The sequence below is a fragment of the Enterococcus raffinosus genome, from assembly GCF_018917525.1.
GTDB lineage: Bacteria > Bacillota > Bacilli > Lactobacillales > Enterococcaceae > Enterococcus_A > Enterococcus_A raffinosus_A.
The window spans coordinates 1-12,335 of the sequence record NZ_JAHLOS010000041.1 but is presented as its reverse complement, the minus strand read 5'-3'; the positions used below and the strand labels follow the sequence as shown (position 1 = coordinate 12,335).

At 31.5% G+C, this 12,335-nt stretch carries 10 protein-coding genes; all 10 read right to left on the bottom strand.

The window, feature by feature from the left end; translation table 11 throughout:
• Position 1 precedes the first annotated feature (1 nt).
• The 10 genes from KQI58_RS18690 to KQI58_RS18645 all read right to left on the bottom strand — a co-directional run bounded on the left by KQI58_RS18690 (position 2) and on the right by KQI58_RS18645 (position 12,005).
• On the bottom strand, positions 2 to 1,441 hold the full coding sequence (locus KQI58_RS18690) for a helix-turn-helix domain-containing protein (RefSeq protein WP_216410491.1): 1,440 nt from the start codon (positions 1,439 to 1,441) through the stop codon (positions 2 to 4).
• A gap of 555 nt (positions 1,442 to 1,996) precedes the next feature.
• A complete protein-coding gene (locus KQI58_RS18685) occupies positions 1,997 to 2,752 on the bottom strand; it encodes a response regulator transcription factor (protein WP_216410490.1) in 756 nt (251 codons plus the stop codon).
• Between the two features lie 657 nt (positions 2,753 to 3,409).
• Positions 3,410 to 3,565, bottom strand: coding sequence for a hypothetical protein (locus tag KQI58_RS18680; protein WP_216410489.1), 156 nt, complete (start codon positions 3,563 to 3,565; stop codon positions 3,410 to 3,412).
• Positions 3,566 to 3,729: 164 nt separating this feature from the next.
• Complete coding sequence (locus KQI58_RS18675) at positions 3,730 to 4,017, bottom strand: ArsR/SmtB family transcription factor (protein WP_216410488.1); 288 nt, start codon at positions 4,015 to 4,017, stop codon at positions 3,730 to 3,732.
• Between the two features lie 62 nt (positions 4,018 to 4,079).
• A complete protein-coding gene (locus KQI58_RS18670) occupies positions 4,080 to 4,736 on the bottom strand; it encodes a winged helix-turn-helix domain-containing protein (RefSeq protein WP_216410487.1) in 657 nt (218 codons plus the stop codon).
• A gap of 344 nt (positions 4,737 to 5,080) precedes the next feature.
• Positions 5,081 to 7,006, bottom strand: a complete 1,926-nt coding sequence (locus KQI58_RS18665; protein ID WP_127978960.1) for a heavy metal translocating P-type ATPase — start codon at positions 7,004 to 7,006, stop codon at positions 5,081 to 5,083.
• A gap of 106 nt (positions 7,007 to 7,112) precedes the next feature.
• A complete protein-coding gene (locus KQI58_RS18660) occupies positions 7,113 to 9,191 on the bottom strand; it encodes an LTA synthase family protein (RefSeq protein WP_216410486.1) in 2,079 nt (692 codons plus the stop codon).
• A 388-nt stretch (positions 9,192 to 9,579) separates the two neighbouring features.
• Complete coding sequence (locus KQI58_RS18655) at positions 9,580 to 11,046, bottom strand: peptidoglycan DD-metalloendopeptidase family protein (RefSeq protein WP_253296029.1); 1,467 nt, start codon at positions 11,044 to 11,046, stop codon at positions 9,580 to 9,582.
• Positions 11,047 to 11,364: 318 nt separating this feature from the next.
• Positions 11,365 to 11,562, bottom strand: a complete 198-nt coding sequence (locus KQI58_RS18650) for a helix-turn-helix domain-containing protein (protein ID WP_240667971.1) — start codon at positions 11,560 to 11,562, stop codon at positions 11,365 to 11,367.
• A 35-nt stretch (positions 11,563 to 11,597) separates the two neighbouring features.
• The gene (locus KQI58_RS18645; protein WP_164872434.1) at positions 11,598 to 12,005 is read right to left on the bottom strand and encodes a sigma-70 family RNA polymerase sigma factor; all 408 of its coding nucleotides are present in this window, start codon (positions 12,003 to 12,005) and stop codon (positions 11,598 to 11,600) included.
• Between the last annotated feature and the right edge of the window lie 330 nt (positions 12,006 to 12,335).

The window sequence follows — 12,335 nt, the reverse complement described above, 5'->3', positions numbered from 1 at the left end:
TCTATTTATAAGCGTCTCCCTTAACCGTTAACAACAAGTGTCCAAACTCTGCCCAATCCTCTGGTGTCGGAGGTCGCTTCCAAATCATCTGCTTACAAGGAAGTCGGTCGATCAAAAAATCAGATAAATATACCTGGGTCATAGAACTCAATTTTTCTTCGTAACAAATGTTCATGCTTTGGAGCGAACGCAACATCGTTTGAATGTATTCGTTATATCTGCTCCCATGAGAAAAATCGATGCAGATATATATTGGATCTTCCAGCTCTTCAACTGAGATTCGCGTAATTAGGAAAAACAAATAGTCATAATATAATTTATTTCGCTCTTGCTCCGAATGAAACAGCTCTCTTTGGGCGAATTTTTCAATAAAATCTTGAATCAGCTCATCCAGTTTTGGATTAACTCCTTGAAAATAGTGTTGCTGGATTTTTGTTACAGATGTCGTCTCGCGAAAGTGATAGATCAACCATTTACGATTGATTCGTAGCAAACCTGAAAGTAATTCAGTATCTTCTTTTAATCGATTTAATTCGAATCTCGAATGATTTGCTATATAGAGTAAAAACTCTTCTAACAATTCCTCTGCTTGTTGGTTTTCTTTACACGCAATGAAGGTCAAATCCTGGTTCAAATCGATTTCCATCATTTGACAAAATAGCAATAAAGAAGCGATCTCTCTCATCTTTTCTATATCTGTTAATGAAAAATGACGATCCAACCATGTAGCAAGATAATCGCTCACTTTATTCTCGTTATACTCAATGATTACGTCGCCCATCAAGTGTTTTTTTCTTATTCGAATCAACCAAATACTTAAAAAAAACAACAATTTATGTTCTCTGGTTTTGGGTAATGATAGATTCAACTGATGATTCAAGTAACAAAATATTTCTTGGGTTTGCTGCTGAACTTTTTTTCCAAATGGATTCGATAACCCATTAAATATTTCATAATATAGACCGAATAGAAAACTTCGGACCAAAGACTCATCGCCAATTAATTGATTTTTCTTTATTTGAAACCCCTCGTCAGTCAACTTACACTTCAACCGCTTATATAATCGATAGGTGCTTGAACGACTCACATGCAGCTCTTCGATTTGCTTGTCAATACTAGTTTCATCTATTATAAATCGGTGAAAAAGTTGGAACGATAGGCTCCGTTCAACGAAACAAAGTCGAATTCTTTTCACAATCGCATGTGTCAGTTGATGTACCTTTATCTCTCCTGTATCAAGCAGTTCTATCGTTGCCTCAAAATCAATTCTTTCCAAGTCAATCTGCAGTTCCAGAATATATTTTTCCAATTTATAGCGAGAAACTTTTAAAATATCACTAAGCTGATCAACTGAGGAGTATGAATTTTTTTTTAATTCTAAATACTGAAGCAGATACCATTTGTAACGATCATCATCCAGCAATAAATCATTGGCTTGCATTTCCAGTTCCTTTCAAAATAAAAATTTAAAATAATTATTTCCACTTAATTATATTACTAACATAAGAACTATTTAATTATTTTTCTAATCAATTTGTCCTTTTTTTTCTTAAATTCCCAAAAAAAAAGAGATTCGAATAATCAAATCACATTTTATTACAACCTAGCATCAAAATATTATTAATTAGATTTAGTAAATTTTTTTCCATAGATTCAACAAAAGAAAAACCTGATTGCATTACCACTAAATTACCTCACAATTTATTTCTGAAATGTTCGTTTAGGTCTATTCTGTTGCATCTAATTTGATCCCATTATCAAATTGGAATTTCCATTTACATTTATCTGATATCTCCTTGCGATCAGAACCTTTTTTGATTTCACACTTTTTACTATTTACCTTCGTTTTGTTAGTTCAGTAGACCATCCTACTTTCGCAATCTCCTCTATTTTTTTCAATGAGGTCTTTAAATAACAGATTCCATTCCCACGGTGTTGAGAATGAAATCTAACTTATTGTAAAAATAAACTACTCTACTAAAAAAGCATTTTAGTATTAAAAAAATTTTTGACAGAATAGTTTTCGATACTTATTTGGTGTTGTCTTCATTTGTTTATGGAAGACGCGATTGAAATAGGATGGATCATTAAAGCCGCACTCACTGGCAATACGAAAAGATGGAAAAGTTGAATGTTCCAGTAATTCGCAGGCATGTTGAATCCGTAAATTATTGACATAATCAGTACAGGATATACCAATTCTTTTTTTAAAGACTCTACTAAAATATTGCGTATTCATATAGACATGGGCTGACACCATTTCCAGTGTTAACTTTTCACGATAATTTTTTTGTATAAAACAAATTGCTTCTTGAATGAACCAGAATTGTTCCTCGTATTTACTATTCGCTGTCATTTTTATAGCGACATCTGCAATCTTTTTTTGTTGATCTATTACACCTTGAACTATCCCCTCTATTTCTCTTGGTGTAACAGGTTTTAGTAAATACTTGTGAACATTTAAATCAATCGCCTGTTGAGCAAAAGAAAACTCAGATAAAGCTGAAATAATTACGAATGTAGCCTTAGGCAAAAAGGTCCGAACCTCTTTCAATACTGACAGACCGTCTTTTTCTGGGATCATTATATCTAAAAATAAGATATTTGGTAGATATTTTTGTGCATACTCTATCGCTTGTGTCCCTGTGGCGCAACTCAAAACAAGACATTTGTCTGTAAACTTTTTTTCAATTATCATTTGCAAAAAATTTCTTTCCAATTCTTCATCTTCAACAATTAAAATTCGATTCATATTTTCCACCTAATTTCCAGTAAACTTAAATCTAACAATGCTTTCACTAAAATCAGATTTTTGTTAACCATTACATAGATTTCACCAAAAAGACACATTAAAAGAAGATAAGATTTTTAATCTAAGCTATTCGTTCGATCAATTAGTTTTTAACGAATTGCTATTATATGATTTTGCTGAAAAATGTTTTCGACATTTTTCGCGTACTGGTGTCATCATGCGGTCAATTGTTGCATGAATAAGCTATATCTCTATGCTGAAATATCATATACAATTGGATTAATTATTATTCTTTGCAATTTACTAATCAAAAGGCTTTGCAATACTAACTCACCTTAAAGGCATATTTCAAAATTAGGCCATTCTTATCATCAACAATTAGATACTTGTATCTGTAAACCATTTCAGCCTTAATCTGCTCTTCTTGAAAATATTGGGTACAGTAGCTAAAGGAAAAGAAATGAAACTGCCGCCTAATCCAATGTATGAGAAATTTCCGTCCAATATACTATGAGAAATTCTTAGTTGCTAATTGCATTTGGTGATAGTTAAATGAAAAGCATGTATATTAACTTGAACCATGATCAGATTGTTCAAATAACTTTATAGAAACTCTTTTGAATATTGAACTACTTTTGTTTCGCAAAAGAATAATCATCACTGACTCCTCTCTTCGTTACCTTTGTTCCTCCTTAAATTCTGAGAATTTGTATTATTTCTTTCGGCAACGCCATTTATTAGTAATAAACACATTGATGCTACTCCAACAAATCCACCACTCAGGAATATCGTGACACCAATTAATAAGGTCATATACTCCTCCTACATCTAAATAAATTTAACTATAACCAGAGTTTAAAATGTTCCATTTCTGTACCACTTTATGAAACACCAAATAGTTTGAATTTTTTTATTTTAAATTCAACAACTACTTTATTAGTCTTTCATGCGATTTATGTTGAAAAAATTTACACTTTTCATTCCTTGGCATGTATAGTTAGCAATCTAATCATATCTTCAATATGTGCGTCTGATAACGTGTATATCCGTGTCCGTCCATTTTTCCTGAAACTTACTAAATGATGTTTCCTCAATATCGCAAGTTGATGTGAAATTCCTGATTGAGAAATTTTTAAATAAGATTCTAATTGGTTAACACTTCTCTCCCGGTCATTTAATGCTAGAACTATTTTTAATCTTGTTTTGCAACTTAACAATTCAAAAATATCCTGCATATATGAAACAATATTTTCATCTACGTTCATGATTGACCTCCAATAAATCATTTTGATGAGTCAAAAACAAACACAAGCGAGCTAATATATTTTTAACCACTTAATTCTTCAATTTTTCCGATTAATCTATAGCCCTCTCCCCATACCGTATCTATATAAACGTTAGTTATTCTTTTGGTAGCTAATTTTGTATTAATGCGTTTAACAGTGGTTGAAAGTTGAGATAGTTTTGTAGGTAGCTTATAATCGTTATTCCAAATTAACTTACATAACTCTTCTCTGCTAATAAAGTTTCCCTGACGGTTTGCTAACGCTGATAAAATACTCCACTCTACATAGTTGAGACTTGTTGTTTCTCTTATATCCTTTTCTGTAATCGGAGTTTTGGCGTTTATTGTTGAAAAAATAGTAGTCATTAACTCTCTCAAATCCTCAAATGAAATTGTAGAATTTATCCTATTAGTCAATTGTGCTAAATCATTTCCCATTTTTTTATTGTTTTCTGTTTCTCTCTTTATATATACATACTGTTTTTTAAATTTATTATTCAACATTTTTACCATTCGCAATGGAAGAGTCTCACTTAGTATAATCACAGGAAAAAGATCCAAATATTTGGAATTAGAATTATCAGAAAACAAATCAATTACTGTTTCTGATACAAAAACTTCGTAATGCAATCGCTGAAGCTTATTTTGAAAATTTTCTTCATTAAGAATATTAGTTGTTATAATCAAGATTCTATTCAATTCACCCACCAACCTTACTTGTCTATTGTAGTTTTGTAAATTTTTTCTAGTCAATCAGAAGCCCATTGATTATGTGTTCTCCTATTTATTTCCTACCAACATACATGTTGAATTAATAGTTTTTTTTGTTTCACTTTTTTAAATTAGTTTTTAAAATAAGCACAATAATATTAATTATCATCTGAAGTAACTAAAGAACTTTGACAATTCACCTTAAAACTTCCCATGTACTGTATTTCACAAATAATCGTATAAAAATTTTTTCCCTGCATTTATCATAAGGTTGAAAAACACCTCTGAAAATCTGTTTCTCTTCAGAGGTATTTTTCATCAAAATTCAACTACTAGTTTCTTTTTGCTAATAAACGTAGCCCGTTTAAAATCACAAGAACTGTACTTCCTTCATGCGCTAAAACACTGATTCCAATATTCATTTCCCCAATAAAGTTGAGGGTGATCAGCATTACAACAATAAACATAGAAAACACTATATTTTGCCAAATTACTTTATTCATGTATTTAGAAACCTTATGTGCATAAGTTAATTTTGATATATTGTTTTTCATCAAAACAACATCTGCAACATCAATCGCCACATCCGTACCTTCACCCATAGCAACTCCAACATCTGCATTAACTAAAGCAGGTGCATCGTTCACGCCATCTCCAACCATTGCCGTTAAACCGTACTTGGTCTTTTGTTTCTTGATGATATTTGCTTTATCTTCTGGAAGAACATTCGCCACTACCTCGTCTATACCAAGATCTTTTCCAATAGCATTTCCTGTTAACTCAGTATCACCAGTGATCATTGTGGTATGAACATTTTGATTGATAAAATAATTAATTGATTCTTTTGCATTGTCATTGGGAATATCCATCAACGCTAGAAGCCCAACTACTTCATTATTTTTAGCTATTAATACAATTGTATTACCTTGTTTAGCTAGATCCTCGATTTTTTGTTCGATTACTAATGGAACCTCTGTGAATTCTGATGGTTTCGCAATTTGATATTTACTGCCATTGTAAAAAGCAACTAAGCCTTTTCCTATCTCATTATTTACATCAATCGTCAACTTTTTTTGATCTTGATAATGCTGAACAATTGCTTCAGCTAATGGATGGTTGGACTCCTTTTCCATAGAAACAATAACATCCAAAATATCACTTTCATTAACATCGTCTATAAAAAATTGATTAGTAACTACAGGCTTCCCTTGCGTCAATGTCCCAGTTTTATCAAATGCAATTGCTTTCAACTCTGAAAGGTTCGCTAAAAACGAACCGCCTTTAAATAGCACACCATTCTTTGCTAAGTTGGAAATAGCTGAAAGAGTAGCCGGAACTGCACTAGCTGCTAATGCACATGGCGATGCAGAAATTAGGAAAACGATACTTCGATAAAAGGTAGTATCCCAACTCCAATTAAATAAAAATCTACCCGATAATATAACCAACGGAAAAAGAAGTAAAATTAACCTAACATATTTCGGTTCAAACAATTTGATTTTAGTTGCAGTTTTACTAAGATTACTTTGAGATTGATCTACTAATTGTAGTATTTTTGCGAATACTGTATCTTTGCTATCTTTTGAAACTTCCATTACAAAAGTACCCTGACCATTAATTGTGCTGCCAAATACATCGTCACCAGTATTTTTCTCTTTAGGAATACTTTCTCCATTAATTGACGACTCGTCGATTGAAGTACTTCCTGAAAGAATCTTTCCGTCGGTAGGAACTTGACCTCCGTTTAATACTTGAACTTTGTCTCCAACTTTCAATTCGCTCACATCCACTACTTGAATGGTCTCATCAGCTAATATTTTCCTGGCTTCAGTCGGGTTCATTTTCAATAAATTTGTAATCTCTCTTTTGCTCTTTCCTTCTGCGTAATCCTCAAGAAAGTGTGCTCCTGCAAAAATTAAAATTAGCAATGCTGCCTCTTCAAAACTTCCGATTATCATAGCTCCTAAAGCTGCAAGGATCATCAAAAAGTGAATATTGGGTTCAAACTTCTTTAGACGTATACTCTCTTTAGCAGTATCTCCAAAACCTTCCATAATTACATGGTACCCAGAAACAAAAACTGTTACTGCAAATAGAAAATTACTTACAAATAGTTGCTTTTCTCCTATAAAAACGGATATTACAAAGGCAAGCAATCCTGCCATATATAAATAGACTGGCAAATTACCATGGTTGTGTTCATTATTTTCACCATTACTATTTGACTGATTATTTTCATGTATGTGCTTATCTGACATGGTTTATTCCTCCTTCATATTTTATATCTACATTATATATGATTATATGTTCATATGTCAATGTATTCATATGTAGAGGTTAAATTTAGTTAATCATTAATACTTCTTATTCCGAAATATGGTCAGAATAAGATTTCTTTTCATATAACGATATAGTAGACTCAAATTGATTGTTCGAATATAAACTTCCGGGAGACTTCTTGATTTTTTCCATTTGGTTAGTGTAATCGTAATTTTCTGGGTCGATTACTTGAAAATTATTAACTGAATAGAACCTTAGTAAATTACCGTTGTTAATACTATCTGACGCATCAAGTAGGTTATTTACTCTTTTTTTGTATTGTTCTACTTTGAGAAGCATCTCTTCAGAAGGGTCTTCTATCACTGTTCCTGTTCGGTTATCATAATTTTTTTCCTTTATAACGGAGATGTCGGGTGTAGTAAAACTTCCATTTCTAAAAGCAACTAGTTGTTCTTTTTCTCTATCTAGTAAATTTTTTCCAATTTGTAAATACTCAGAATTATCGATTCCTAATAAACTCAATAGTGTTGGCATTAAGTCAACTAGTCCTCCATATGTTTCTACTATTTTTCCTTTATTAATTCCAGGAATTTTTATCATTAATGGAACTCTCTGCATTTGCAAATTGTCAAATTCTGTCCACTCACTTTTATCTTTCCCTAATAGTTTTGCCAACGAACGGTTTCTAGAATTTGATATTCCATAGTGATCACCGTACAGAACAATAATTGAATTATCATAAACACCAGACTTTTTTAAATACTCAAAAAATTCCTCTACCGCTGAATCAAGATAATTTGCCGTTGAAAAGTAATTGTTAATGGTTTCATCTTCAGTTTCAGCTAATGGGAACCCTTTGTCAGCTTCTTTCAAATTGTCATACGGATAATGATTAGAAACAGTTATAAATTTTGAATAGAATGGTTGTGGTAATTTCTCAAAATAATTAACTGACTGTTCAAAAAAATCTTTATCCATCAAACCATATTGAAATGAATTATTGTCATTTTGTTTATAGTAAGAAGAGTCAAAAAAGTAGTCATATCCAAACTGTTTATATGTCCCATTTCGGTTCCAAAAATTTCCATCGTTACCATGAAAAACTGCTGAAGTATAATTTTTTTGTGATTTTAAGATTCCTGGTAAAGCTTGAAATGTGTTTTTATCTCCTAATTTAGAAAATAATGAACCATTCTCTAAACCAAAAAGTGAGGTATCTACTAATGTTTCGGCATCACTTGTTCTACCAGGGCCTACTTGACTAAAAATGTTTGTAAAACTATACGTATCTTCACTTCCAAAAATCGAATTAATAAATGGTGTTACTTCATACTCCTGTCCATTTTTTTCAAGTTTGTAATCAATTAAAAATTGTTGAAAGCTTTCCAGTTGTATTGCGATAACATTCTTTTTTGTAGCAATTCCAAAAAGTTCATTTTGAGAATTTTTTTTATTAGTCTTTAAATAGTTTTCAATTGGTTGCAAATCTGTTGGACTTGCTTCGGCTTTGACCAAATTAGTTTTGTAAGTCTCAACACCATCGTAAAAAAAATAGAAATTAAGTCCCAAATATTTCACAATGTAATCTCTAGAGAAAGTTCGACTCAACAAACCTGGACGAAAAACTTCAGCCAATGAAAAGTTTAGTGTTACGAAAAGAGCGACTACAAGATAGTAGTTCAAAATATACTTTCTTCTAAATTCCGTTTTACTCACTTTTAATTTTTTTAGTGAGTATAGAATAATGAAAACAACTTGATCAATTACATAAAAAGAATCATATGGACGAAAAAGTTGAATGGCACTTTCACCTAGTCCGCTAGCAATTTTTCCAAAACCCAAAATTGTGTTTATAGTGATAAAATCAGTATATTCTCTATAGTAGAGGACATTTGCAATCAACCAAATACTCAGGACTGAATATAACATAATCAATGTAATTAGAAAGCTTTTTTCTTTTTTTATAAACAAAAAAATCGAGAAAAAAAGAACAATTGATGATGCTGGATTTACTAACAAGATTGCATATTGAATTGGTGAACTAAAATTTACTTTAAAGTCTAAAACATAGGCAAACATATACTTTATCCAAAGAGAAATACTAAAACCATATAAAATTTGTCTTTGTGACAGAGTTATTGGGTTTCTGTTAATAATTTTCAAGTATTCACTCCCTTCGATCATCATTGACTGTTCTGTTTTTTTGAAAAGGCTTAACTATAGAAAAAAATACATTAGTATTGGACTTACCACAATTGCCCCAAACATAAAGAATGAACTCACGCACCCTCTTCTATGATGGTTATCGTGTCTATCTCTTTTATTATAATGGTGATCACGATGATTATGGTGATCACGATGATTATGGTGATCATCATAGTCGTCATGATAATCTCTTTTATAGTGATGTCTATCATTATGATGTCCCATGATTTTTCTCCTCACTTTGTTTTTTATTAATATAAACATCTTGCGAGCAATTTTTTTTAAATAGATATGCCCACAAGATGTTTTTATATTTAAGAATTTTTTTACGATAAATTTTTTTAAATTAAATACCTAATAACGGTGCTGGATTAACATATCCAGACCAATTTGGTGTCGTAGCAACTCCAAATTCTAAATGTACACCAGTGGAGTTACCAGTAGTTCCCATAATGCCGATGGTATCACCAGAATTTACACTCTGTCCTACAGAAGCAATCAAACTACTCATATGAAGATAATATGAATAATATCCATCTCCATGATCAATAATAATATAGTTACCAGCTGAACCATCAAACGCTGCTTGAACTACTCTTCCTGATCTAGAAGCGGAAATAGGAGTTGAAGAAGTGCCACCCATATCTATACCATTGTGAGAATTTCCTGAATAGCCTGTAGGGTCCGCTCTATTTCCAAAAGGACTTGTTACAAAAATATTCGGAACCGGTGCTCTCCATCCGGTTGAATTCGTATTTCCATTGTTCGAAGTACTTGGTTGTGCTTCACTAGAAGTACTTGGTTGTGTTTTACTATCATCACTTATTTCTGTTTCACTTGAAGAATTTGTCTTTTCTTTGACAGGTTTTGTTTCAATAGTCTCAGAAGGAGCAGTAATTTCTGTTTTCGAAGTTTCAGTTAACTTTTCTTCGGAAGTATTTGTTTCTTGACTATTTATCGACTTATTAGGTGTTGCTGCTTCCTCATTTTGTTTTTGTTCTTTTGTACTGGATATTTCGGACTGTTTAGCTTTTTCGCTAGCTTCTACAGCTCTTTTTTGAGCTTCTTGTGCTTCGTAAAGTGCAGCAGCTTCAGCTTCTTTTTTCCTTCTTTCTTCCAGTAATTTCAATTCCTCCTGTTTTCGCTTTTCAGCTTCTTCTTTTTGTTTTATATATTTATCTTTTACATCCTTTTCAGATGCTAATTCTGCTGATATTTCATTCACTCGTATTTTTTGATTTAACTTGGCCTCAGCTAAGGAAAACTCTCTCTCTTTTAAAACCTTGGCTTTTGACTCAATTTCATTCAGACTCTTTGTGACGTCCTCTCTCATTTCCTTGAGTTTCTTTTTGTCGCTAATCTGTTTCTGCATTACTTCGTTATTTGCGCTAACTAAAGTGGTTACTCCGATAGTTTTACTAACGGCATCAGAAATTGAATCTGAACTAGCCAAAACATATAGTAGAGAGGCTTCTTCTTTACTGACTTGAGTCTCTCTTGCTTGTGCTTTTAATTGCTCTCCTCTCAATTTAATTTTTTCTTCTAAATCTGAGATTTTGCCATTTAGTTCATTCAGATTTTTTTCAGTTTTATTTTTTTCAAAAAGTACACCTTTGTAATCTTTTTCTAAAGATACTATTTGATTATCCAAATCTGAAAGGTAACTTCTTGCTGAATCCTGATTTTTTACTATTGATGCAATATTTTGCTCTTTTTCCTGAATTTTTTCCTCAATTGTCTGAGCATCAGCCATTATTGGAAATTTAAGGGCCAAAAAAATCAGTGAAACAGTAACCAGAATAGCTCTCTTCAATTTACACAACACTTCCTTCTAAAATATTCTAAATTGATTATTTATAACCCTCCTAGTTTGAATGACAAGATAAAAATTTGATAAAGGTGTTTTTATTTTCACCTGAGAACAAAATTAAGATAACTAACAAATGTGGAGATTTCGTGTAAAAAGGTTAGAATCTTGAGAGTTTACCAATTTGTAATATGTGTCACCAAACATTAATATTCTTTTTTTGGAAGTTAATGGCGATCAACACTTTTTATTAATTCCCAAATAAAAGTGGCTATTCTTCTATTCATAGATAATGAAATAGCTTTAAAAACAACTTATTGTTTTTCAAAATCGAGCAAAATCAAATTTTCGTATTGCTAGAACAAACTGGATCCTTAACTCTTGATAACAATCTTCATCAAATACACCGTAATAATCTTTTGAGTATTTTATAATTAATGGATCAAATTGCTCTAATAGATTTTCCATAGCACTTACATTTCCTGTTTGAGCATTTCTGACATTTACTATAATTCTTCCCAACTCATTTACCCTCTTTAGAAATACCGTTTTAATTTTTAACCCTCTAAATCATTAAATAGTTCAAGTAAAATCTTATCCTTTATTTTCCTCTTTTGTTTTGATATTGCTTGACTTGATATATTCAGCATTTCACCTATTTCTTTATCGAATTTTTCATTAAAAAATTTTTCAATGAAAATAACTTGCTCTCTATCATTCAACCCTGAAAACAAATTTTTAAATTTATTTTGCAGATATTCTAATTCTACTTTTTTATCTGGTTCAATGAACGCACGCTGTATTTTTATCGCTGAATTATGTCCATCTGGAATTTCATCGATATCGAGTAAAAATTCTTTGCTATGTTTATTTCGTAATTTATTGTTGTAAGATATGGAAGTATTTTTTAGAACAGTGACAATATAACCTAGAAAAATATTGTCTAATTCTTCATCACTTCTCATTACTATCACCTGTTTCTTAGCTTGTACTGCCAATAGCCTCTGTATGCTTTCTCTATGGGGATGCCTTTTTTTTGAATCATTTTTGGCAATATATTACACGTTAAATTAGAATAAGAAATATTTATCTGAAAGTCTTCAATCATTTTTCTATATATTTCTTTATTTGAAATTGGCGTATTACTTTGTTTCACAATCTCAACAATAACTGATGATGAATCGGCTACACTAGACTAGACAGAAAAAATAAGGTGTGTAGAATAATAAAAAACACACTGGAGGATTTTTCATGTCAAGACGTCAACGAAGAACCTATTCAAAAGAATTCAAGCA